This window comes from Polaribacter aquimarinus (assembly GCF_003129485.1).
Taxonomy (GTDB): domain Bacteria; phylum Bacteroidota; class Bacteroidia; order Flavobacteriales; family Flavobacteriaceae; genus Polaribacter; species Polaribacter aquimarinus.
The window spans coordinates 273,517-293,709 of the sequence record NZ_QFFG01000001.1 but is presented as its reverse complement, the minus strand read 5'-3'; the positions used below and the strand labels follow the sequence as shown (position 1 = coordinate 293,709).

Here is a 20,193-nt window from a genome sequence, read left to right as displayed (position 1 = left end):
TTAAAAAATAACTTACTGATATTTGAATAATTAGAAATTAGTTGTACATTTGCAGACCCTTAAAAATAGGGTAATGTTTAATATAAACGAAAAACAATAATTATTTAGTATGCCAACTATTCAACAATTAGTTCGTAAAGGAAGAACCAAAATAACTAAGAAGAGTAAATCGGCTGCGTTACAAGGAAGTCCACAAAGACGTGGTGTTTGTACACGTGTTTATACTACTACACCAAAGAAACCTAATTCTGCAATGCGTAAAGTTGCCAGAGTTAGATTAACAAATGGTAATGAGATAAACGCATACATTCCAGGTGAAGGACACAACTTGCAAGAGCACTCGATAGTATTAGTTAGAGGTGGAAGGGTAAAAGACTTACCAGGTGTAAAATATCACGTAGTTCGTGGTGCTTTAGATACTGCAGGAGTCGAAGGAAGAACGCAACGTAGATCAAAATACGGAGCGAAACGCCCAAAGAAGTAAAATTATTAACTTTTTTAATGTAAAGACATGAGAAAAAGAAGAGCGAAAAAAAGAGAGCTTTTACCAGATCCAAAATTTAATGATCAGTTAGTTACACGTTTTGTAAATAACTTGATGTGGAGTGGTAAGAAATCTGTAGCGTTCAAAGTGTTTTATGATGCAATGGATATCATCGAGCAAAAGAAAGGAGAAGCTGAAGAAAAATCGGCTTTAGAAATTTGGAAAGAAGGTTTGTCAAATGTAATGCCTCACGTAGAAGTTCGTTCTCGTAGAGTAGGTGGAGCAACATTCCAGATTCCAATGCAAATTAGACCAGATCGTAAGGTGTCTATGGCTATCAAATGGATGATTTTGTATACTCGTAAGAGAAACGAAAAAACTATGGCACAGCGTTTAGCTGCTGAAATTTTAGCTGCGGCTAAAGAAGAAGGGGCTGCTGTTAAGAAAAGAGTAGATACACACAAAATGGCAGAAGCTAATAAAGCATTCTCACACTTCAGATTCTAAGAAATGGCAAGAGATTTAAAATTCACAAGAAATATTGGTATTGCAGCACATATTGATGCTGGTAAAACCACAACTACAGAACGTGTATTGTACTATACAGGTGTTTCTCATAAAATTGGTGAGGTTCATGACGGTGCAGCTACAATGGACTGGATGGAGCAAGAGCAAGAAAGAGGTATTACAATTACTTCTGCAGCTACTACTTGTACATGGAATTTTCCAATTGAAAATGGAGAAAAAACTCCTGAAACAAAAGGATATCACTTTAATATTATCGATACTCCTGGTCACGTTGATTTTACTGTTGAGGTAAATAGGTCATTGCGTGTATTAGACGGGTTAGTATTTTTATTTAGCGCAGTTGATGGTGTTGAACCTCAATCTGAAACTAACTGGAGATTAGCTGATAACTATAAAGTGCCAAGAATTGGATTCGTTAATAAAATGGATCGTCAAGGTTCTGACTTTTTAGGTGTTTGTCAACAAGTAAAAGACATGTTAAAGTCAAACGCAGTGCCAATTGTTTTAAATATTGGTGATGAGGATGAATTTAAAGGTGTTATTGATTTAGTGAAAAACCGTGCTATTGTATGGCATGATGCAACTCAAGGAGCTACTTTCGATGTAATTGATATTCCTGAGGATATGAAAGAAGAGGCAAAAAAATATCGTGCGCTGTTAATTGAAGAAGTTGCAAGTTATGATGAGAATCTTTTGGAAAAATTTATGGAAGATGAAGATTCTATTACTGAAGAAGAAGTGCATGCTGCACTTAGAGCTGCTGTAATGGATATGGCTATCATTCCTATGATTTGTGGTTCGGCTTTTAAAAATAAAGGTGTTCAGTTTCTTTTAGATGCTGTATGTCGTTATTTGCCTTCTCCTACTGATAAAGAAGGTATTGTTGGTACCAACCCTGATACAGGTTTAGAGGAGATTCGTAAGCCAGATGTAAAAGAGCCATTTGCTGCTTTAGCATTTAAAATTGCTACAGACCCTTTTGTTGGTCGTTTAGCATTTTTTAGAGCATATTCAGGTCGTTTAGATGCGGGTTCTTATGTGTTGAACAATCGTTCAAACAAAAAAGAGCGTATTTCTCGTATTTATCAAATGCATGCTAACAAGCAAAATGCAATTGATTTTATTGAAGCGGGTGATATTGGAGCTGCTGTTGGATTTAAATCTATTAAAACAGGAGATACTTTAACTGCTGAAAAACATCCTATTGTATTAGAATCTATGGATTTTCCAGATCCAGTAATTGGTATTGCTGTAGAACCTAAAACAAAAGCAGATGTTGATAAATTAGGAATCGGTTTAGGTAAATTAGCTGAAGAAGATCCAACATTTACAGTGCGAACTGATGAGGCTTCTGGTCAAACTATTATCTCCGGAATGGGAGAGTTACACTTAGATGTAATTGTAGACCGTTTAAAACGTGAGTTTAAGGTAGAGGTAAATCAAGGTCAACCACAAGTTGAGTACAAAGAAGCTATCACTGCTGCTGCTGATCATAGAGAGGTTTATAAGAAACAATCTGGTGGACGTGGTAAATTTGCTGATATTGTATTTACGATGGAGCCTGCAGATGAAGGTGTTCAAGGATTACAATTTGAATCTGTTATTAAAGGTGGTAACGTTCCAAAAGAATTTGTGCCATCTGTAGAAAAAGGATTCAAAGAAGCAATGAAGAATGGTCCTTTAGCTGGCTACGAAATGGATTCTATGAAAGTTACTTTGAAAGATGGTTCTTTCCACGCAGTGGATTCTGATCAATTATCTTTTGAGTTAGCTGCAAAATTAGGTTTTAAAGCTGCTGCTAAAGCTGCCAGAGCTAAAATTATGGAGCCATTAATGAAGTTAGAGGTGTTAACACCAGAAGAAAATATGGGTGACATTGTAGGAGATTTAAATAGAAGAAGAGGTCAGGTTAATGATATGTCAGATAGAGCTGGGTCTAAAGTTGTGAAAGCTATAGTTCCATTATCAGAAATGTTTGGTTATGTTACAGCTTTAAGAACAATGTCTTCAGGTAGAGCAACTTCTACTATGGAATTTTCTCACTATGCAGAAACTCCTTCAAATATTTCAGAAGAAGTAATCGCTGCTGCTAAAGGTTAATCTACTAATAATATATAAGATGAGTCAAAAAATTAGAATAAAATTAAAGTCTTACGATTACAATTTAGTAGATAAATCTGCTGAAAAAATAGTAAAGACGGTAAAAAGTACAGGTGCTGTTGTAAACGGACCAATACCATTACCAACACATAAAAAGATTTTTACTGTATTGCGTTCACCGCACGTAAATAAAAAATCTAGAGAGCAATTTCAATTAGCTGCTTACAAAAGATTGTTAGACATCTATAGTTCTTCTTCAAAAACTATTGATGCTTTAATGAAACTTGAGTTACCAAGTGGTGTTGAAGTTGAGATTAAAGTATAAGTAATATATTAACTTTCGGTTTAATTTTGTTAAGCCGAAAGTTTTTTTTACTTTTGCAACCCGAAATAGAGTAGGGTATACTGTTTTTTGAGTTAAAAATCAATAATAGTAACATGTCCAGAGCGTTTCGCGAAGGAAAAACGGTAAAAACAAATTCAGTATAGAAAGTGTTTTTATGCTGTTTTTTTTGAGTAAAACTCAAAGGATTTTATGAAACTTTAGTTTCAAACAAATAATTATTAATAGACGCGCTGGATAAAATAATCTATCGTCTAAAATTTTAACTAAATGTCTGGGTTAATAGGAAGAAAAATTGGAATGACCAGCTTATTTGATGAAAACGGGAAGAACATTCCTTGTACAGTAATCGAAGCAGGTCCTTGCGTTGTTACCCAAGTCAGAACCGAAGAGGTTGACGGCTACAATGCGTTGCAACTTGGTTTCGATGACAAAAAGGCGAAGAGCTCTAACAAAGCGTTAGACGGTCACTTTAAAAAAGCTGGCACCACTGCTAAGAAAAAAGTCGTTGAATTTCAAGGGTTTGAAGAAGAGTACAAATTAGGAGATTCTATCACAGTAGAGCATTTTACTGAAGGGGAATTTGTTGATGTGTCAGGTGTTTCTAAAGGTAAAGGTTTTCAGGGTGTAGTTAAACGTCACGGTTTTGCTGGTGTCGGTCAAGCTACTCATGGTCAACATAACCGTTTAAGAGCTCCTGGTTCAATTGGTGCTGCATCTTACCCTGCAAGAGTATTCAAAGGAATGCGAATGGCAGGAAGAATGGGTGGAGAAAATGTGAAAGTACAAAACTTAAGAGTATTAAAAGTAGTTGCTGAAAAGAACTTACTTGTTGTTAAAGGGGCTATTCCTGGACACAAAAATGCTTTTGTAACTATTCAGAAATAATGAAAGTAGTAGTTTTAGATATTACAGGAAAAGATACAGGTAGAAAAGTTGAACTTTCTAAAGATGTATTTGGTATAGAGCCTAATGATCACGCTATTTATTTAGATGTTAAACAGTACTTGGCAAACCAACGTCAAGGAACTCATAAATCTAAAGAAAGAGCTGAAATTACTGGTTCTACAAGAAAGATAAAAAAACAAAAAGGAACTGGTACTGCAAGAGCAGGTTCTATCAAGTCTGGTGTTTTTAGAGGTGGTGGGCGTATGTTCGGACCAAGACCAAGAAATTATTCTTTTAAATTGAATAAAAACTTAAAGCGTTTAGCACGTAAATCTGCTTTAAGTATTCAAGCAAATGATAAAAATTTAGTAGTAGTTGAAGACTTCAATTTTGATTCTCCAAAAACTAAAAACTTTGTAAATGTTTTAAAAGCATTAGAGTTGGATACTAAAAAATCATTATTTGTTTTAAATGGTGAAAATAGCAATGTTTATTTGTCATCAAGAAACTTGAAAAACTCTAAAGTGATCAACGCTTCAGAAATTTATACTTATGGTGTTTTAAACGCTAATAAAGTTGTGATTACCGAAGGTTCTTTAGAAGGAATTAACTCAAATTTAAGCAAATAGGGAAATGAGTATTTTAATTAAACCTATTATTACGGAAAAAGCGACAAACGATAGCGAATTATTTAATCGTTATTCATTTGTTGTAGATAAAAAAGCTAACAAAGTGGAGATTAAAGATGCTGTTGAGGCAGCTTATGGAGTTTCTATTTCAAGCGTAAAAACTTTAAACTATCCAATTCAAAGAAATACAAAGTATACTAAAAAAGGTTTAGTTACTGGTATTAAGAGCGGATACAAAAAAGCAATTGTGCAGTTAGCGGAAGGAGAAAGTATTGATTTTTATAACAATCTTTAAGAAAAGACAGAATGTCAGTTAGAAAATTAAAACCAATAACACCAGGTCAGCGTTTTAGAGTTGTAAATGGGTTCGACACCATAACAACTGATAAGCCGGAAAAGTCATTATTGGCACCGAAAAAAAGATCTGGAGGTCGAAACAATCAGGGTAGAATGACAACACGTAATATTGGTGGTGGTCATAAACAAAAATACCGTATTATCGATTTTAAAAGAGATAAAACAGGTGTTCCTGCAACAGTAAAAACTATAGAGTACGATCCAAATCGTACAGCATTTATTGCATTACTTAGTTATGCTGATGGTGAAAAACGTTATGTAATTGCTCAAAACGGTTTAAAAGTAGGTCAAACTATCGTTTCTGGTTCTGGTATTACTCCAGAAATTGGAAATGCAATGCCTTTAAGTGAAATTCCTTTAGGTACTACAATCTCATGTATAGAATTACGACCAGGTCAAGGAGCTGTTATGGCTCGTTCTGCTGGTTCATTTGCTCAATTAATGGCAAGAGATGGTAAATATGCAACAGTTAAGTTACCTTCTGGTGAAACAAGATTAATCTTGTTAACGTGTATGGCAACTATTGGAGTTGTATCTAATTCAGATCATCAATTATTAGTGTCTGGTAAAGCAGGTAGAAGAAGATGGTTGGGTAGAAGACCAAGAGTTAACGCTGTAAGAATGAACCCAGTTGATCACCCAATGGGAGGTGGTGAAGGACGTTCTTCTGGAGGTCATCCTAGATCAAGAAATGGTATTCCTGCTAAAGGATTTAAAACTAGATCTAAGACCAAAGCTAGTAATAAGTACATTATCGAACGTAGAAAGAAATAATTAAGTTATGGCAAGATCATTAAAAAAAGGACCTTACATTCACTATAAATTAGAGAAAAAAGTGTTAGCTAATGTAGAAGCTGGAAACAAAACTGTAATCAAAACTTGGTCTAGAGCAAGTATGATTTCCCCAGATTTTGTTGGACAAACAATTGCTGTTCATAATGGACGTCAGTTTGTACCAGTTTATGTTACAGAAAACATGGTAGGGCATAAATTAGGCGAATTTTCACCAACTCGTTCTTTTAGAGGACACGCTGGTGCGAAAAATAAAGGTAAAAAATAGTAGGAAATGGGAGTTCGTAAAAAAAATATGGCAGATCAGTTAAAAGCAGCTAGAAAGCAACGCGCTTTCGCAAAGCTTACTAACTGTCCTACATCACCAAGAAAAATGCGTTTAGTAGCAGATCAGGTAAGAGGAGTTGAAGTTGAAAAAGCTTTACAAATCTTAAAGTTTAGCCCAAAAGAAGCATCAATCAATTTAGAGAAATTGTTATTGTCTGCAATTGCAAATTGGCAAGCTAAAAATGAGGATGCATCTATAGAAGACGCAGGTTTATATGTGAAATCTATATGTGTAGATAGCGCAGGAATGTTAAAAAGATTAAGACCAGCTCCACAAGGGCGTGCTCATAGAATTCGCAAGCGTTCTAATCACGTTACTTTAGAGTTAGGTAGTAAAAATTTAAGTAATTAATCAAAGTAGAAATGGGACAAAAAACTAATCCAATAGGAAATCGTTTAGGAATCATCAGAGGTTGGGAATCTAACTGGTATGGTGGTAATGACTACGGAGATAAAATTGCTGAAGATGATAAGATAAGAAAGTATATTAATGCTAGATTATCAAAAGCAAGTGTTTCTAGAGTAATTATAGAACGTACTTTAAAGCTTGTAACCGTTACTATCACTACTGCACGTCCAGGTATCATTATTGGTAAAGGAGGTCAAGAGGTAGACAAGTTAAAAGAAGAACTAAAGAAAATTACAGGTAAAGAAGTTCAAATCAATATTTTTGAGATTAAACGTCCTGAATTAGATGCAAAGTTAGTTGCAACTAGCGTAGCGCGTCAAATTGAGAATAGAATTTCTTACAAGAGAGCAATCAAAATGGCTATTGCTGCAACGATGCGTATGAATGCTGAAGGTATAAAAATTCAGATTTCAGGTCGTTTAAATGGAGCAGAAATGGCACGTTCAGAGCACTATAAAGAAGGTAGAATTCCTCTTTCTACATTCAGAGCTGATATCGATTATGCACTTGTAGAATCTCATACTACTTATGGAAGGATAGGTGTAAAAGTATGGATTATGAAGGGTGAGGTTTATGGTAAAAGAGAATTATCTCCATTAGTAGGCTTGTCTAAGAAACAAGGTGGTAATAAAGGTGGTGATAGATCTAAACGTCAACCTCGTAGAAGAAAATAATTTTTAAAATTAGAAATTAAAAATGTTACAGCCAAAAAGAGTAAAATACCGTAAGGTACAGAAGGCGAAAGGGAATATGACTGGGAATGCTCAGAGAGGAAATCAACTTTCTAATGGAATGTTTGGTATCAAATCTATAGACCAGAATTTATTAACTTCTCGTCAAATTGAAGCAGCTCGTATCGCGGCAACTCGTCATATGAAAAGAGAGGGGCAGTTATGGATTAAAATTTTTCCAGACAAGCCTATCACTAAGAAACCTTTAGAGGTACGTATGGGTAAGGGTAAAGGAGCACCAGATCATTTTGTTGCAGTTATTAAACCGGGTAGAATTTTGTTTGAGGTTGGTGGTGTACCAATGCATATAGCAAAAGAAGCCTTACGATTAGCAGCTCAAAAACTTCCTGTAAGAACGAAGTTTGTAATAGCAAGAGATTTTGATATTAACGCTTAATTCGATATACAATGAAACAATCAGAAATAAAAGAATTATCTACAGCTGATCTTAATGAGAAGTTGGGAGCGTTGCAAAAGAATTATACTGATCTTAAGATGGCTCATGCAATTACTCCTATGGAGAACCCATTGCAATTGAGAAGTTTAAGAAGAACTGTAGCAAGAATTGCAACAGAATTAACAAAAAGAGAATTACAATAATTCTATAGTCAGTTTTAAAGATGGAAAAAAGAAATCTTAGAAAAGAGAGAATTGGTGTTGTTTCTAGCAGCAAAATGGAGAAATCTATTGTTGTATCAGAAACTAAAAGAGTAAAACACCCAATGTACGGTAAATTCGTATTAAAGACGAAAAAGTATGTTGCACACGACGAAAAGAATGATTGCAACGAAGGAGATACTGTTAGGATAATGGAAACAAAACCTATGAGTAAATCTAAACGTTGGAGATTAGTAGAAATCCTAGAAAGAGCTAAATAATATGTTACAGACAGAATCAAGATTAAAGGTAGCAGATAATACTGGAGCTAAAGAAGTTTTAGTAATTAGAGTTTTAGGAGGTACAAAAAAACGTTACGCAAGTATTGGAGACAAGATTGTTGTATCTGTTAAATCTGCAACTCCTAACGGAACTGTAAAAAAAGGTCAAGTATCTAGAGCAGTTGTTGTAAGAACTAAAAAAGAAGTGAGACGTAAAGACGGATCTTATATCAGATTTGATGATAATGCTTGTGTACTTTTAAATCCTACTGAGGAAATGAGAGGTACTCGTGTATTTGGTCCTGTTGCTCGTGAGCTTCGTGAGAAACAATTCATGAAAATAGTATCATTAGCACCTGAAGTGCTTTAAATCATTATATAAAATGAAGAAGTTCAAATTAAAATCAGGAGATACTGTAAAAGTAATTGCAGGAGATCATAAAGGATCAGAAGGTAAAGTTTTACAAATTATCAAAGATAAGGATAGAGTTTTGGTAGAAGGAGTTAACTTAGTTTCTAAGCATACAAAACCAAGCGCTCAAAATCCTCAAGGAGGTATTGTAAAAAAGGAAGCATCATTGCACATTTCTAACGTTATGTTAGTAGAGGATGGTGCAGCTGTAAGAGTTGGTTATAATGTTGATGGAGACACTAAGACTAGAGTCTCTAAAAAAACTAAAAAATAAGAATAATCATGAGTTACGTACCAAGATTAAAAGCAGAATACAAAGAAAGAGTGATTAAAGCTCTTACTGAAGAATTCAGTTATAAGAATGTAATGCAAGTACCCAAATTAGAAAAAATAGTTGTTTCTAAAGGTGTTGGTGCTGCAATTGCAGATAAGAAATTAATAGATTATGCTGTAGAAGAATTGACTAATATTACTGGTCAGAAAGCAATTTCTACTATGTCTAAGAAAGATGTTGCATCATTTAAATTACGTAAAGGAATGCCAATTGGGGTAAAAGTTACGTTAAGAGGTGATAAAATGTACGAGTTTTTAGATAGATTAGTTACAGCTTCTTTACCACGTGTAAGAGACTTTAACGGTATAAAAGCTAACGGATTTGATGGAAGAGGTAATTACAATTTAGGGATTACTGAACAAATCATTTACCCAGAGATAAATATTGACCAAGTGAAAAAAATTAACGGTATGGATATTACGTTTGTAACATCTGCAGATACTGATAAGGAAGCAAAGTCATTATTAGGAGAATTAGGTTTACCATTCAAAAAAAATTAAGAAATGGCTAAAGAATCAATGAAAGCTCGTGAACGTAAGAGAGCAAAAACAGTTGCAAAATATGCTGAAAAAAGAAAAGCTTTAAAAGAAGCTGGAGATTATGAAGCATTGCAAAAATTACCAAAGAACGCTTCACCAGTAAGAATGCACAACAGATGTAAATTAACTGGACGTCCAAAAGGATATATGAGACAATTTGGTATTTCTCGTGTAACGTTTCGTGAAATGGCAAATCAAGGATTAATACCAGGTGTTAAAAAAGCTAGTTGGTAGAAATCTAAAATTAAATCTTAAAAATAAAAATAGAATGTGTACATTTGCACGCTCTATTTTTTTTGAGTATAAGAATTTTAACTGATTATAGGTTCAATTGTCACAGGGAAATCTGTAGGTAAATAGAGGTAATTGAAAACCGTAATCGCAATTTTATATTAATATGTATACAGATCCAATCGCGGATTTTCTTACTAGAGTAAGAAATGCTATCGCAGCAGGACACAGAGTAGTAGAAATTCCAGCTTCGAACCTGAAGAAGGAAATGACTAAGATTTTGTTTGATCAAGGGTATATTTTAAGTTATCAATTTAACGATGAATCTGTTCAAGGTACCATCAAAATTGCCTTAAAATATGACAAAGACACAAAAGAGTCAGTTATTAGAAAAATTCAACGAATCAGTACACCAGGTTTACGTAAATATGTTGGCTCTAAAGAGATGCCAAGAGTGTTAAATGGACTTGGTATTGCTATTGTTTCTACATCTAAGGGTGTAATGACAAACAAAAAAGCACGTCAAGAGAACGTTGGAGGAGAAGTTTTATGTTACGTTTATTAAAATCTTGAAAGATGAGTAGAATAGGAAAAAATCCCGTTAGCATCGCACAAGGTGTAGATGTAAGCATAAAAGACAACACAGTTACAGTAAAAGGTAAATTAGGAGAGTTAACTCAAACTATTTCTGATGGAATTACTGTAAAAGTTGAAGATGCACAAGTTGTATTAGAAAGAGCATCTGAAAGTAAAGACCATAAAGCTCAACACGGTTTAATGAGGGCCTTAATCAATAACATGATAGAAGGTGTATCTAAAGGTTGGACTAAAGAATTAGAATTGGTTGGTGTAGGTTATAGAGCATCTAATCAAGGACAAAAATTAGATTTAGCTTTAGGATTTTCTCATAATATTGTTTTAGAATTAGCTCCAGAAGTTAAAGTTGAAACAGTATCAGAAAAAGGGAAAAACCCAATCGTTAAATTAACTTCTTTTGATAAACAATTAGTGGGTCAAGTAGCTGCGAAAATTAGAGGTTTCCGTAGACCAGAGCCATATAAAGGTAAAGGAGTTAAGTTTGTAGGAGAAGTATTAAGAAGAAAAGCAGGTAAGTCTGCATAATTCATAGCATTATGGCATTAACAAAGTTAGAAAGAAGAGCTAGAATTAAGCGTAGAATCAGAAAAATAGTTTCTGGTACAGCTTCTAAACCAAGATTATCAGTTTTTAGAAGTAATAAAGAAATTTACGCTCAGTTAGTAGACGATGTAAATGGAGTAACATTAGCTTCAGTTGCATCTAGAGATATAAAAGCAAGTTCAAAATCAGAAGCTTCGGCTGCTGTTGGGAAAGAAATTGCTGAAAAAGCTATCAAAGTAGGAGTTGAAACAGTTGCTTTCGATAGAAATGGTTATTTATACCATGGTAGAGTTAAGGTATTAGCAGAAGCTGCAAGAGAAGCTGGTTTAAAATTTTAAGAAATTATGCAAGGTTATAAAAACGTAGAAAGAGTTAAACCAAGCGGATTAGAGCTTGTTGATAGATTAGTAGGTGTACAACGTGTTACCAAAGTAACAAAAGGAGGTAGAGCATTTGGTTTCTCTGCAATTGTTGTTGTTGGTGATGGTAATGGTGTTGTTGGTCACGGATTAGGGAAATCTAAAGATGTTTCTTCGGCAATAGCAAAAGCTGTTGAAGATGCTAAGAAAAATTTAGTAAGAATACCAATTTTAGAAGGTACTTTACCTCATGAACAAAAAGGAAAATTTGGTGGTGCAAAGGTATTTATCAAACCTGCTTCTCCTGGTACAGGGGTAATTGCAGGGGGTGCAGTACGTGCAGTATTAGAATCTGTTGGTGTACATGATGTATTATCTAAATCTCAAGGTTCTTCTAACCCTCACAATGCAGTAAAAGCAACATTTGATGCTCTATTACAATTACGTAGTGCTTCTGCAATTGCGAAACAAAGGGGAATTTCTTTAGAAAAAGTATTTAACGGATAAATCTAAAAGAGATGGCAAAAATTAAAGTTACACAAGTAAAAAGTCAAATCGGGCGTTTAAAGAATCAAAAAAGAACTTTAGAAGCATTAGGTTTACGTAGATTAAACCAATCTGTTGAGCATGAGGCAACTCCATCAATTGTTGGTATGGTAAATAAAGTTTCACATTTAGTTTCTGTAGAGGAATTAAAATAAGATATTTAAAATGAGTAGTTTACATAACTTAACACCAGCAGAAGGATCTGTAAAAAAGGGAAAAAGAATCGCACGTGGTGAAGGTTCTGGTCACGGAGGAACTTCTACAAGAGGTCACAAAGGGGCTAAATCTCGTTCAGGTTATTCTCGTAAAATTGGTTTTGAAGGAGGGCAGATGCCACTTCAAAGACGTGTGCCAAAATTTGGTTTCACAAATATCAATAGAAAAGAATATCAAGGGATCAACTTAGATAAGTTACAAGCTTTAGTTGATAGTGGAAAGATAACAGATACAGTTACTTTAGAAGATTTAGTAGCAAATAGATTAGCAAGTAAAAACGACTTAGTAAAAATACTAGGTGGTGGAGAATTAAAAGCTAAATTAAATATAACTGTACATAAATTTACAGCATCAGCAAAAGCTGCTATTGAAGCAGTTGGAGGTGAGGCTGTTACTTTATAAGATTTCGTAAATGATGAATTTAATTAATAGATTAAAAGAAATTTTCAGTATTGAAGAATTAAAAAATAAAATTCTTCTTACTATTGGTTTAATTGCAGTATATCGCTTTATGGCTGCTATTCCATTACCTGGAGTAGATCCATTACAATTAGCTGCTTTAAAGCAAAGTGCTGACGGAGGTCTTTTAGGATTATTAAACGCATTTACAGGAGGAGCATTTGCTAGAGCGTCAGTAATGGCACTTGGTATTATGCCTTATATTTCTGCATCTATTGTGGTTCAGTTAATGGGAATTGCGGTTCCTTATTTACAGAAGTTACAGAAAGATGGAGAAAGTGGACGTAAAAAAATTACACAAATTACCAGATGGTTAACCATTGGTATTACATTGGTACAAGCACCAACGTATATTACAGCTATTAAAACTCAGTTTGGTTTACCACCTGAAGCTTTTTTAGTAAGTGGACCAACTTTTTGGATATCATCTATCATTATTTTAACAGCAGGAACAATTTTTGCGATGTGGTTAGGTGAGCGTATTACAGATAAAGGAGTTGGTAATGGAATTTCATTACTTATTACTGTAGGTATTATCGCTAACTTTCCAGCTGCATTTTTACAAGAGTTTGTTGCTAAAACAACAAATGCTGGTGCAGGAGGAATTATGATGGTATTAATTGAGGTTATAGTTTGGTTTGTCGTAATTTTATTAACTGTCTTATTAGTTACTGCTGTTCGTAAGATTGCAGTACAATATGCCAGAAGAACAGTTGCAGGAAACATTCAAAACGTTGCGGGTTCTAGAGATTATATTCCTCTAAAATTAAATGCAGCAGGTGTAATGCCAATAATTTTTGCGCAAGCAATTATGTTTTTACCAGTTGCTTTAGCGCAAAGATTTCCAGCAATTGCAAGTTTACAAGATATCAATGGATTATGGTACAATGTAATTTTTGCATTGTTAATTATCATCTTTAGTTATTTCTATACAGCAATTACAATTCCTACGAATAAAATGGCTGAAGATTTAAAGAGAAGTGGTGGTTTTATACCAGGTATTAGACCAGGTAAAGACACAGCAGATAGATTAGATTCTGTACTGTCTAGAATTACGTTTCCAGGATCGTTATTCTTAGCAGCATTATCAATCTTACCAGCAATTGTAGTTCAGTTTGGAGTACAACAGAGTTGGGCAATGTTTTACGGTGGTACATCATTAATTATTATGGTTGGTGTTGCAATTGATACTTTACAACAAATAAATTCGTATTTATTAAATCGCCATTATGATGGTTTAATGAAAGCAGGAAATAGTAACAGAAAATCGAATAAGTAAAATGGCTAAACAACCCGCAATTCAACAAGATGGAACAATTACAGAAGCATTATCAAATGCGATGTTTCGTGTAGAATTAGAAAACGGACATATTGTAACGGCTCACATTTCTGGTAAAATGCGTATGCATTATATTAAATTATTACCTGGAGATAAGGTAAAGTTAGAAATGAGTCCTTACGATTTAACAAAAGCAAGAATTACTTACAGATACTAAAAAACAAAACAGATGAAAGTTAGAGCATCAGTTAAAAAAAGAAGTGCCGACTGCAAAATAGTACGCAGAAAAGGTAGATTATACGTAATAAATAAACAAAATCCTAGATTTAAACAAAGACAAGGGTAATGGCAAGAATAGCAGGTATTGATATTCCAAAGAATAAAAGAGGTGTTATCGCTTTAACTTATATCTTTGGTATAGGAAACAGTAGAGCTAAAGAAGTTTTAGCAAAAGCAAAAGTTGATGAAAGTATCAAAGTTCAAGATTGGACTGATGATCAAATAGCAGCAATTAGAGAACAAGTTGGAGCTTTCACAATTGAAGGTGAATTACGTTCTGAAGTTCAGTTGAACATCAAACGTTTAATGGATATTGGTTGTCAAAGAGGAATCCGTCATAGAATGGGGCTTCCTTTAAGAGGTCAAAGAACTAAAAACAACTCTCGTACAAGAAAAGGTAAGAGAAAAACAGTAGCTAACAAGAAAAAATAAAGTTAGAGATTAACCTAGTTATATTTTAGTGTGCCATATATATTTATATATAATTTACTAAAATTAATAACTAAACAATTATAATTATGGCAAAAGCAAGTTCAAAAAAACGTAAAGTAATTATTGATGCAATTGGAGAAGCACATATAAATGCATCTTTTAACAACATCATTATTTCTTTAACAAATAAAAAAGGTGACGTAATTTCTTGGTCATCTGCAGGTAAAATGGGTTTTAGAGGTTCTAAAAAGAACACTCCTTATGCTGCTCAATTAGCAGCAGAAGACTGTGCAGCGGTTGCAAAAGAAGCAGGTTTACGTAAAGTAAAAGTTTATGTAAAAGGACCAGGTAATGGTAGAGAATCTGCAATTAGATCTATCCACAATGCAGGTATTGAAGTTACTGAAATTATTGATGTAACACCAATTCCTCATAACGGATGTCGTCCACCAAAAAGAAGAAGAGTATAATTAAATATTTTAATCAATTAGGATTAACGATTATCGAAGGATTAGCCTTAATTCATAATCCCTAATTATAACAAAAAAGAAATGGCAAGATATACAGGACCAAAAACTAAAATTGCTCGTAAATTTGGCGAAGCAATCTTCGGAGATGATAAAAACTTCGAAAAAAGAAATTACCCTCCAGGACAACACGGAAACGCAAGAAGAAGAGGAAAAAAATCTGAATACGCTACACAATTAGCTGAAAAGCAAAAAGCAAAATATACTTACGGTATATTAGAGCGTCAATTCAGTAACTTATTCAAAAAAGCTTCAGCTTCACAAGGAATTACTGGTGAAATCTTATTACAATTATGTGAGTCTCGTTTAGACAATGTGGTGTACAGAATGGGAGTATCAAATTCAAGAAGTGGAGCACGTCAATTAGTATCTCATAGACACATTACAGTTAATGGAGAAATCGTTAATATTCCTTCTTACAGATTAAGAGAAGGTGATGTGGTTGCTGTAAGAGAAAAATCCAAATCATTAGTAGCAATAGAGGATGCATTAGCATCTAACAGCAATGTTTATGAGTGGTTAACTTGGAATAATGATACTAAATCAGGAACGTTTGTAAAAGTACCAGAAAGATTACAAATTCCAGAAAATATCAAAGAGCAATTAATCGTAGAATTATATTCTAAATAATAAAATAATCATATTGGTATTTAGCCAAAGGGTTTATTTGTACTTCTTCAAACTTATAAACCGCGCAACTAAATAACAATTAAAACGAAGAAACACTATGGCAATTTTAAATTTTCAAAAGCCCGATAAAGTAATAATGATAGAATCTACAGATTTTTCTGGAAGATTTGAGTTTAGACCTTTAGAACCAGGTTTTGGTTTAACAGTAGGTAATGCTTTAAGAAGGGTATTGTTATCATCTTTAGAAGGTTTTGCAATTACATCATTAAGAATAGATGGTGTAGAGCATGAATTTTCTACAGTACCAGGTATTGTAGAAGATGTAACAGAAATTATCTTAAACTTAAAACAGGTTCGTTTTAAGAAACAAATAGATGAAACTGATAGAGAAACTGTTTCTATTTCAGTATCAGGTCAAGAACAGTTTACTGCTGGAGACTTACAGAAATTCATCTCTGGTTTTCAAGTGTTAAATCCAGATTTAGTAATCTGTAACATGGATAAATCAGTAAAACTTAACGCAGAAATTACTATAGAAAAAGGTAGAGGTTTTGTACCTGCAGAAGAAAATAAAAAAGCATCTGCACCAATAGGAACAATATTTACTGATTCTATTTACACACCAATTAAGAATGTAAAGTATGCAATCGAAAATTTTCGTGTAGAGCAAAAAACGGATTACGAAAAATTAGTTTTTGATATAGATACAGATGGATCTATCAATCCAAAAGATGCATTAACTGAAGCTGCGAAAATTTTAATTCACCACTTCATGTTATTCTCTGACGAGCGTATCACTCTAGAAGCAGATGAAATTGCACAGACTGAAACATACGATGAGGAATCATTACATATGCGTCAGTTATTAAAAACGAGATTGATCGATATGGATCTTTCTGTTAGAGCTTTAAATTGTTTAAAAGCTGCAGAAGTAGATACATTAGGAGATTTAGTTTCTTTTAATAAAAGTGATTTAATGAAATTTAGAAACTTTGGTAAAAAATCATTAACTGAATTAGAAGAATTAGTGATTGTAAAAGGCTTAAGTTTCGGGATGGATTTAACAAAATACAAATTAGATAGAGATTAACCTTTCATAATTTGCTCACCAAAGTGGTTAGAAGCAAGATGAAAGTATAAACAAACGTCAAAAATGAGACACGGAAAAAAACACAATCATTTAGGAAGAAAAACAGCGCATAGAAAAGCGATGTTAGCTAATATGGCTTGTTCTTTAATAGAACACAAGCGTATTAACACAACAGTGGCAAAAGCAAAAGCATTACGTACCTTTGTAGAACCATTAATTACAAAATCTAAAGCAGATACAACTCACAATAGACGTATTGTATTCTCTTATTTACGTAATAAGTATGCTGTAACAGAGCTTTTTAGAGAAGTTTCTGTAAAAGTAGCGGACAGACCAGGAGGTTATGTGCGTATTATCAAATTAGGAAATCGTCAAGGAGATAATGCTCCTATGGCAATGATAGAATTGGTAGATTATAACGAAATTTACAATCCTAAAGGTAAAAAGGCTAAAAAATCTACACGTAGAAGTAGAAGAGGTAGTGCTAAGAAAACTGAAGCTACAGCTCAAGTAGAAGAAACAGCGACAGAAGAAAAATCTGAAGAATAAAAAATGAAAATTTTTTAATTTATATCAAAGGGATAAACGTTTACCGTTTATCCCTTTTTTTATATTTTTACACCAACAAAACACAACTATAATAAATGAAATATCAAACGCGAAAAAAAGCTTTAGTTTTATTAGCTGACGGAACAATTTTTTACGGAAAATCTGTAGGTATTGAAGGTACATCTACTGGAGAAATTTGTTTTAATACAGGGATGACCGGTTACCAAGAAATTTTCACAGACCCTTCTTATTATGGGCAATTAATGGTAGCTACAAATGCGCATATTGGTAATTATGGAGTAAATGATAATGAAGTAGAATCTGAAGGAATTAAAATTGCAGGTTTAATATGTAGAAACTTTAGCTTTACTCATTCAAGAGTAGATTCTGATGGAAATTTAAAAGATTGGTTTGCAAAACATAATTTAGTGGCAATTTCTGATGTAGATACCAGAGCCTTGGTTTCTTATATTAGAGATAACGGAGCTATGAATGCCATAATTTCTACAGAAGTTGATAATATTAATGCGCTAAAAAAACAACTAGCAGAAGTTCCAAGTATGGAAGGCTTAGAGTTAGCTTCTAAAGTATCTACTAAAGAACCTTATTTTGTAGGAGATGAAAATTCCGAAGTTAAAATTTCAGCTTTAGATATTGGTATAAAGAAGAATATTTTAAGAAATCTAACTAAAAGAGGAGCTTACATAAAAGTATTTCCTTACAATTCTTCTTTTGAAGATTTATCAGCTTTTAATCCTGATGGGTATTTTATTTCAAATGGACCAGGAGACCCAGAACCTTTAGAAGCAGCCCAAGCAGTTGCAAAAGAAATTGTAAATAGAGACTTACCATTATTTGGTATTTGCCTAGGACATCAAGTAATAGCACTTTCTCAAGGTATTTCCACTTATAAAATGCATAACGGGCATAGAGGTATTAATCACCCTGTAAAAAACCTATTAACAGGAAAAGGTGAAATTACTTCTCAAAACCATGGTTTTGCGATTAATAGAGAAGAAACTGAAGCAAATGAAAATGTTGAGATTTCTCATGTACATTTAAATGATCATACCGTTGCAGGAATTCGATTAAAAGATAAGAATACTTTTTCTGTTCAATATCACCCTGAGGCAAGCCCTGGACCACATGATTCAGAATATTTGTTTGATCAATTTATAGCAAATATTAAAGCGGCAAAATCTATTATAAGCTAAATAAATATTAAGGTTTAACTAGAAAACGTTTTCGTAAGTAACTACTTTAAATTGAAATAAAGCGCAGCTTATTTCGTAAATTAGCCAAAGTAAAAATAGATAGTAAAAACGATTAAAATTATAAAAAAATGAGTATTATTCTTAGCGTTCACGCACGTCAAATTTTTGATTCAAGAGGAAATCCTACTGTAGAAGTAGATGTAATTACAGAAAGTGGTGTTTTAGGTAGAGCAGCAGTTCCTTCTGGAGCTTCAACTGGAGAACACGAAGCTGTTGAGTTACGTGATGGTGGAAAAGATTATATGGGTAAGGGAGTTTTAAAAGCTGTTGATAATGTAAATAGTATTATCGCTGAGGAGTTAATTGGTGTTTCTGTTTTTGAACAAAATGCTATTGATAAATTAATGATTGACTTAGATGGTACTCCAAATAAATCAAAATTAGGAGCTAATGCTATTTTAGGAGTTTCTTTAGCTGTAGCCAAAGCAGCAGCAAACGAATTAGGAATGCCTTTGTATAGATACGTAGGGGGTGTTTCTGCAAATACTCTTCCTGTTCCAATGATGAATATCATTAATGGAGGTTCTCACTCTGATGCTCCAATTGCATTTCAAGAGTTCATGATTATGCCTGTTAAAGCAGAAAGTTTTTCTGAAGCAATGAAAATGGGTTCTGAAATTTTTCATAATTTAAAGAAAGTTTTACATGATAGAGATTTATCTACAGCTGTTGGAGATGAAGGTGGTTTTGCACCAACATTAAATGGAACTGAAGATGCTATTGAAACAATTGCTTTAGCGGTTGAGAATGCTGGATATGCATTTGGTGATGAGATAAAAATTGCATTAGATTGTGCTTCTGCAGAGTTTTTTGTTGATGGAAAATACGATTACACTAAATTCGAAGGTGATAAAGGTGTAATTAGAACTTCTAATGAACAAGCTGAGTATTTAGCTGAATTAGCTAATAAATATCCAATTATTTCTATCGAAGATGGGATGGATGAAAATGACTGGGAAGGAACGAAGTATCTTACAGAGTTAATTGGTGATAAAGTGCAATTAGTTGGAGACGACTTGTTTGTAACAAATGTAGAACGTTTATCAAGAGGAATTAAAGAAGGTATTGCAAATTCAATTTTAATTAAAGTAAACCAAATAGGTTCTTTAACTGAAACGATTGCTGCTGTAAACATGGCAAAAAATGCCGGGTATACTTCTGTAATGTCTCACAGATCTGGTGAAACCGAAGATAATACTATTGCAGATTTAGCTGTAGCTTTAAACTGTGGGCAAATTAAAACAGGTTCTGCTTCTCGTTCTGATAGAATGGCAAAATATAATCAATTATTAAGAATAGAAGAAGAATTAGGAGATGTAGCTTATTTCCCTAAAGAAAAAGCATTTAAAATTTAACAACAATCCGTTGTTTTTTAAAAGCCTCTTAAGAAATTATGAGGCTTTTTTTTTACATATTTTAGAAATAAGTTAA

Annotated in this window: 34 protein-coding genes; all 34 read left to right on the top strand. The window is 33.5% G+C overall.

What is annotated here, in order from left to right; genetic code table 11:
• Window positions 1-109 precede the first annotated feature (109 nt).
• The 34 genes from rpsL (at window position 110) to eno (ending at window position 20,117) form a co-directional block, all read left to right on the top strand.
• Window positions 110-484, top strand: coding sequence for a 30S ribosomal protein S12 (gene rpsL / locus DIS07_RS01460; RefSeq protein WP_015482216.1), 375 nt, complete (start codon window positions 110-112; stop codon window positions 482-484).
• Between the two features lie 27 nt (window positions 485-511).
• Window positions 512-991 (top strand): 30S ribosomal protein S7, encoded by a 480-nt coding sequence (gene rpsG / locus DIS07_RS01455; RefSeq protein WP_109403436.1) that lies wholly within the window; start codon window positions 512-514, stop codon window positions 989-991.
• A 3-nt stretch (window positions 992-994) separates the two neighbouring features.
• Window positions 995-3,112, top strand: coding sequence for an elongation factor G (gene fusA, locus DIS07_RS01450; RefSeq protein WP_109403435.1), 2,118 nt, complete (start codon window positions 995-997; stop codon window positions 3,110-3,112).
• A gap of 19 nt (window positions 3,113-3,131) precedes the next feature.
• On the top strand, window positions 3,132-3,437 hold the full coding sequence (rpsJ, locus tag DIS07_RS01445) for a 30S ribosomal protein S10 (RefSeq protein WP_068363283.1): 306 nt from the start codon (window positions 3,132-3,134) through the stop codon (window positions 3,435-3,437).
• Window positions 3,438-3,725: 288 nt separating this feature from the next.
• Entirely contained in the window at window positions 3,726-4,343 is a 618-nt protein-coding gene (gene rplC / locus DIS07_RS01440; protein ID WP_109403434.1) for a 50S ribosomal protein L3, read from the top strand.
• A complete protein-coding gene (rplD, locus tag DIS07_RS01435) occupies window positions 4,343-4,972 on the top strand; it encodes a 50S ribosomal protein L4 (protein WP_109403433.1) in 630 nt (209 codons plus the stop codon). The genes rplC and rplD overlap by 1 nt, the downstream gene beginning before the upstream one ends.
• A 4-nt stretch (window positions 4,973-4,976) precedes the next feature.
• Window positions 4,977-5,267 carry a 50S ribosomal protein L23 gene (rplW, locus tag DIS07_RS01430; RefSeq protein ID WP_109403432.1) on the top strand — a complete coding sequence of 97 codons (291 nt, stop codon included), beginning with the start codon at window positions 4,977-4,979 and terminating at the stop codon, window positions 5,265-5,267.
• 11 nt (window positions 5,268-5,278) lie between these two features.
• Window positions 5,279-6,103: a 50S ribosomal protein L2 gene (gene rplB / locus DIS07_RS01425; protein WP_109403431.1), complete on the top strand. Its 825-nt coding sequence runs from the start codon at window positions 5,279-5,281 to the stop codon at window positions 6,101-6,103.
• 7 nt (window positions 6,104-6,110) lie between these two features.
• Window positions 6,111-6,389: a 30S ribosomal protein S19 gene (rpsS, locus tag DIS07_RS01420; protein WP_109403430.1), complete on the top strand. Its 279-nt coding sequence runs from the start codon at window positions 6,111-6,113 to the stop codon at window positions 6,387-6,389.
• Window positions 6,390-6,395: 6 nt separating this feature from the next.
• Complete coding sequence (gene rplV, locus DIS07_RS01415) at window positions 6,396-6,800, top strand: 50S ribosomal protein L22 (RefSeq protein ID WP_109403429.1); 405 nt, start codon at window positions 6,396-6,398, stop codon at window positions 6,798-6,800.
• Between the two features lie 11 nt (window positions 6,801-6,811).
• Entirely contained in the window at window positions 6,812-7,531 is a 720-nt protein-coding gene (rpsC, locus tag DIS07_RS01410) for a 30S ribosomal protein S3 (RefSeq protein ID WP_109403428.1), read from the top strand.
• A 22-nt stretch (window positions 7,532-7,553) separates the two neighbouring features.
• Window positions 7,554-7,985: a 50S ribosomal protein L16 gene (gene rplP, locus DIS07_RS01405; protein WP_109403427.1), complete on the top strand. Its 432-nt coding sequence runs from the start codon at window positions 7,554-7,556 to the stop codon at window positions 7,983-7,985.
• Between the two features lie 11 nt (window positions 7,986-7,996).
• Window positions 7,997-8,188 carry a 50S ribosomal protein L29 gene (gene rpmC / locus DIS07_RS01400; protein ID WP_068363305.1) on the top strand — a complete coding sequence of 64 codons (192 nt, stop codon included), beginning with the start codon at window positions 7,997-7,999 and terminating at the stop codon, window positions 8,186-8,188.
• A 20-nt stretch (window positions 8,189-8,208) separates the two neighbouring features.
• Entirely contained in the window at window positions 8,209-8,466 is a 258-nt protein-coding gene (rpsQ, locus tag DIS07_RS01395; protein ID WP_109403426.1) for a 30S ribosomal protein S17, read from the top strand.
• Window position 8,467: 1 nt separating this feature from the next.
• Window positions 8,468-8,836 (top strand): 50S ribosomal protein L14, encoded by a 369-nt coding sequence (rplN, locus tag DIS07_RS01390; RefSeq protein WP_015482230.1) that lies wholly within the window; start codon window positions 8,468-8,470, stop codon window positions 8,834-8,836.
• A 13-nt stretch (window positions 8,837-8,849) separates the two neighbouring features.
• On the top strand, window positions 8,850-9,152 hold the full coding sequence (rplX, locus tag DIS07_RS01385) for a 50S ribosomal protein L24 (RefSeq protein WP_109403425.1): 303 nt from the start codon (window positions 8,850-8,852) through the stop codon (window positions 9,150-9,152).
• Between the two features lie 8 nt (window positions 9,153-9,160).
• The gene (gene rplE, locus DIS07_RS01380; RefSeq protein ID WP_109403424.1) at window positions 9,161-9,712 is read left to right on the top strand and encodes a 50S ribosomal protein L5; all 552 of its coding nucleotides are present in this window, start codon (window positions 9,161-9,163) and stop codon (window positions 9,710-9,712) included.
• Window positions 9,713-9,715: 3 nt separating this feature from the next.
• Entirely contained in the window at window positions 9,716-9,985 is a 270-nt protein-coding gene (gene rpsN / locus DIS07_RS01375) for a 30S ribosomal protein S14 (RefSeq protein WP_068363324.1), read from the top strand.
• A gap of 163 nt (window positions 9,986-10,148) precedes the next feature.
• Complete coding sequence (gene rpsH, locus DIS07_RS01370; protein ID WP_109403423.1) at window positions 10,149-10,547, top strand: 30S ribosomal protein S8; 399 nt, start codon at window positions 10,149-10,151, stop codon at window positions 10,545-10,547.
• A gap of 11 nt (window positions 10,548-10,558) precedes the next feature.
• Window positions 10,559-11,104, top strand: a complete 546-nt coding sequence (gene rplF, locus DIS07_RS01365) for a 50S ribosomal protein L6 (protein ID WP_109403422.1) — start codon at window positions 10,559-10,561, stop codon at window positions 11,102-11,104.
• 11 nt (window positions 11,105-11,115) lie between these two features.
• The gene (gene rplR / locus DIS07_RS01360) at window positions 11,116-11,460 is read left to right on the top strand and encodes a 50S ribosomal protein L18 (RefSeq protein ID WP_109403421.1); all 345 of its coding nucleotides are present in this window, start codon (window positions 11,116-11,118) and stop codon (window positions 11,458-11,460) included.
• A 3-nt stretch (window positions 11,461-11,463) separates the two neighbouring features.
• Window positions 11,464-11,988, top strand: a complete 525-nt coding sequence (rpsE, locus tag DIS07_RS01355; protein WP_109403420.1) for a 30S ribosomal protein S5 — start codon at window positions 11,464-11,466, stop codon at window positions 11,986-11,988.
• A gap of 11 nt (window positions 11,989-11,999) precedes the next feature.
• Entirely contained in the window at window positions 12,000-12,182 is a 183-nt protein-coding gene (gene rpmD, locus DIS07_RS01350) for a 50S ribosomal protein L30 (RefSeq protein ID WP_109403419.1), read from the top strand.
• Window positions 12,183-12,192: 10 nt separating this feature from the next.
• Window positions 12,193-12,645: a 50S ribosomal protein L15 gene (rplO, locus tag DIS07_RS01345; RefSeq protein WP_109403418.1), complete on the top strand. Its 453-nt coding sequence runs from the start codon at window positions 12,193-12,195 to the stop codon at window positions 12,643-12,645.
• A 13-nt stretch (window positions 12,646-12,658) separates the two neighbouring features.
• Window positions 12,659-13,981, top strand: a complete 1,323-nt coding sequence (gene secY, locus DIS07_RS01340) for a preprotein translocase subunit SecY (RefSeq protein ID WP_109403417.1) — start codon at window positions 12,659-12,661, stop codon at window positions 13,979-13,981.
• A 1-nt stretch (window position 13,982) separates the two neighbouring features.
• On the top strand, window positions 13,983-14,198 hold the full coding sequence (gene infA, locus DIS07_RS01335) for a translation initiation factor IF-1 (RefSeq protein ID WP_068206835.1): 216 nt from the start codon (window positions 13,983-13,985) through the stop codon (window positions 14,196-14,198).
• A 12-nt stretch (window positions 14,199-14,210) separates the two neighbouring features.
• Window positions 14,211-14,327 carry a type B 50S ribosomal protein L36 gene (gene ykgO / locus DIS07_RS01330; protein ID WP_004568720.1) on the top strand — a complete coding sequence of 39 codons (117 nt, stop codon included), beginning with the start codon at window positions 14,211-14,213 and terminating at the stop codon, window positions 14,325-14,327.
• Entirely contained in the window at window positions 14,327-14,692 is a 366-nt protein-coding gene (gene rpsM / locus DIS07_RS01325; RefSeq protein ID WP_109403416.1) for a 30S ribosomal protein S13, read from the top strand. The genes ykgO and rpsM overlap by 1 nt, the downstream gene beginning before the upstream one ends.
• Window positions 14,693-14,778: 86 nt before the next feature.
• Window positions 14,779-15,162, top strand: coding sequence for a 30S ribosomal protein S11 (rpsK, locus tag DIS07_RS01320; protein WP_109403415.1), 384 nt, complete (start codon window positions 14,779-14,781; stop codon window positions 15,160-15,162).
• Window positions 15,163-15,243: 81 nt separating this feature from the next.
• On the top strand, window positions 15,244-15,849 hold the full coding sequence (rpsD, locus tag DIS07_RS01315) for a 30S ribosomal protein S4 (RefSeq protein WP_109403414.1): 606 nt from the start codon (window positions 15,244-15,246) through the stop codon (window positions 15,847-15,849).
• 97 nt (window positions 15,850-15,946) lie between these two features.
• Window positions 15,947-16,939, top strand: a complete 993-nt coding sequence (locus tag DIS07_RS01310) for a DNA-directed RNA polymerase subunit alpha (RefSeq protein ID WP_109403413.1) — start codon at window positions 15,947-15,949, stop codon at window positions 16,937-16,939.
• A gap of 63 nt (window positions 16,940-17,002) precedes the next feature.
• Window positions 17,003-17,488: a 50S ribosomal protein L17 gene (rplQ, locus tag DIS07_RS01305; RefSeq protein WP_109403412.1), complete on the top strand. Its 486-nt coding sequence runs from the start codon at window positions 17,003-17,005 to the stop codon at window positions 17,486-17,488.
• A gap of 95 nt (window positions 17,489-17,583) precedes the next feature.
• Window positions 17,584-18,702, top strand: a complete 1,119-nt coding sequence (gene carA, locus DIS07_RS01300) for a glutamine-hydrolyzing carbamoyl-phosphate synthase small subunit (RefSeq protein WP_109403411.1) — start codon at window positions 17,584-17,586, stop codon at window positions 18,700-18,702.
• 128 nt (window positions 18,703-18,830) lie between these two features.
• Window positions 18,831-20,117 (top strand): phosphopyruvate hydratase, encoded by a 1,287-nt coding sequence (gene eno, locus DIS07_RS01295; protein ID WP_109403410.1) that lies wholly within the window; start codon window positions 18,831-18,833, stop codon window positions 20,115-20,117.
• Window positions 20,118-20,193: the final 76 nt, after the last annotated feature.

What these genes read in the sequence shown, in the direction of transcription:
- rpsL (WP_015482216.1), top strand. Translation starts at nt 110, where the DNA reads ATGCCAACTATTCAACAATTAGTTCGTAAAGGAAGAACCAAAATAACT.
- rpsG (WP_109403436.1), top strand. Translation starts at nt 512, where the DNA reads ATGAGAAAAAGAAGAGCGAAAAAAAGAGAGCTTTTACCAGATCCAAAA.
- fusA (WP_109403435.1), top strand. Translation starts at nt 995, where the DNA reads ATGGCAAGAGATTTAAAATTCACAAGAAATATTGGTATTGCAGCACAT.
- rpsJ (WP_068363283.1), top strand. Translation starts at nt 3,132, where the DNA reads ATGAGTCAAAAAATTAGAATAAAATTAAAGTCTTACGATTACAATTTA.
- rplC (WP_109403434.1), top strand. Translation starts at nt 3,726, where the DNA reads ATGTCTGGGTTAATAGGAAGAAAAATTGGAATGACCAGCTTATTTGAT.
- rplD (WP_109403433.1), top strand. Translation starts at nt 4,343, where the DNA reads ATGAAAGTAGTAGTTTTAGATATTACAGGAAAAGATACAGGTAGAAAA.
- rplW (WP_109403432.1), top strand. Translation starts at nt 4,977, where the DNA reads ATGAGTATTTTAATTAAACCTATTATTACGGAAAAAGCGACAAACGAT.
- rplB (WP_109403431.1), top strand. Translation starts at nt 5,279, where the DNA reads ATGTCAGTTAGAAAATTAAAACCAATAACACCAGGTCAGCGTTTTAGA.
- rpsS (WP_109403430.1), top strand. Translation starts at nt 6,111, where the DNA reads ATGGCAAGATCATTAAAAAAAGGACCTTACATTCACTATAAATTAGAG.
- rplV (WP_109403429.1), top strand. Translation starts at nt 6,396, where the DNA reads ATGGGAGTTCGTAAAAAAAATATGGCAGATCAGTTAAAAGCAGCTAGA.
- rpsC (WP_109403428.1), top strand. Translation starts at nt 6,812, where the DNA reads ATGGGACAAAAAACTAATCCAATAGGAAATCGTTTAGGAATCATCAGA.
- rplP (WP_109403427.1), top strand. Translation starts at nt 7,554, where the DNA reads ATGTTACAGCCAAAAAGAGTAAAATACCGTAAGGTACAGAAGGCGAAA.
- rpmC (WP_068363305.1), top strand. Translation starts at nt 7,997, where the DNA reads ATGAAACAATCAGAAATAAAAGAATTATCTACAGCTGATCTTAATGAG.
- rpsQ (WP_109403426.1), top strand. Translation starts at nt 8,209, where the DNA reads ATGGAAAAAAGAAATCTTAGAAAAGAGAGAATTGGTGTTGTTTCTAGC.
- rplN (WP_015482230.1), top strand. Translation starts at nt 8,468, where the DNA reads ATGTTACAGACAGAATCAAGATTAAAGGTAGCAGATAATACTGGAGCT.
- rplX (WP_109403425.1), top strand. Translation starts at nt 8,850, where the DNA reads ATGAAGAAGTTCAAATTAAAATCAGGAGATACTGTAAAAGTAATTGCA.
- rplE (WP_109403424.1), top strand. Translation starts at nt 9,161, where the DNA reads ATGAGTTACGTACCAAGATTAAAAGCAGAATACAAAGAAAGAGTGATT.
- rpsN (WP_068363324.1), top strand. Translation starts at nt 9,716, where the DNA reads ATGGCTAAAGAATCAATGAAAGCTCGTGAACGTAAGAGAGCAAAAACA.
- rpsH (WP_109403423.1), top strand. Translation starts at nt 10,149, where the DNA reads ATGTATACAGATCCAATCGCGGATTTTCTTACTAGAGTAAGAAATGCT.
- rplF (WP_109403422.1), top strand. Translation starts at nt 10,559, where the DNA reads ATGAGTAGAATAGGAAAAAATCCCGTTAGCATCGCACAAGGTGTAGAT.
- rplR (WP_109403421.1), top strand. Translation starts at nt 11,116, where the DNA reads ATGGCATTAACAAAGTTAGAAAGAAGAGCTAGAATTAAGCGTAGAATC.
- rpmD (WP_109403419.1), top strand. Translation starts at nt 12,000, where the DNA reads ATGGCAAAAATTAAAGTTACACAAGTAAAAAGTCAAATCGGGCGTTTA.
- rplO (WP_109403418.1), top strand. Translation starts at nt 12,193, where the DNA reads ATGAGTAGTTTACATAACTTAACACCAGCAGAAGGATCTGTAAAAAAG.
- secY (WP_109403417.1), top strand. Translation starts at nt 12,659, where the DNA reads ATGAATTTAATTAATAGATTAAAAGAAATTTTCAGTATTGAAGAATTA.
- infA (WP_068206835.1), top strand. Translation starts at nt 13,983, where the DNA reads ATGGCTAAACAACCCGCAATTCAACAAGATGGAACAATTACAGAAGCA.
- ykgO (WP_004568720.1), top strand. Translation starts at nt 14,211, where the DNA reads ATGAAAGTTAGAGCATCAGTTAAAAAAAGAAGTGCCGACTGCAAAATA.
- rpsM (WP_109403416.1), top strand. Translation starts at nt 14,327, where the DNA reads ATGGCAAGAATAGCAGGTATTGATATTCCAAAGAATAAAAGAGGTGTT.
- rpsK (WP_109403415.1), top strand. Translation starts at nt 14,779, where the DNA reads ATGGCAAAAGCAAGTTCAAAAAAACGTAAAGTAATTATTGATGCAATT.
- rpsD (WP_109403414.1), top strand. Translation starts at nt 15,244, where the DNA reads ATGGCAAGATATACAGGACCAAAAACTAAAATTGCTCGTAAATTTGGC.
- DIS07_RS01310 (WP_109403413.1), top strand. Translation starts at nt 15,947, where the DNA reads ATGGCAATTTTAAATTTTCAAAAGCCCGATAAAGTAATAATGATAGAA.
- rplQ (WP_109403412.1), top strand. Translation starts at nt 17,003, where the DNA reads ATGAGACACGGAAAAAAACACAATCATTTAGGAAGAAAAACAGCGCAT.
- carA (WP_109403411.1), top strand. Translation starts at nt 17,584, where the DNA reads ATGAAATATCAAACGCGAAAAAAAGCTTTAGTTTTATTAGCTGACGGA.
- eno (WP_109403410.1), top strand. Translation starts at nt 18,831, where the DNA reads ATGAGTATTATTCTTAGCGTTCACGCACGTCAAATTTTTGATTCAAGA.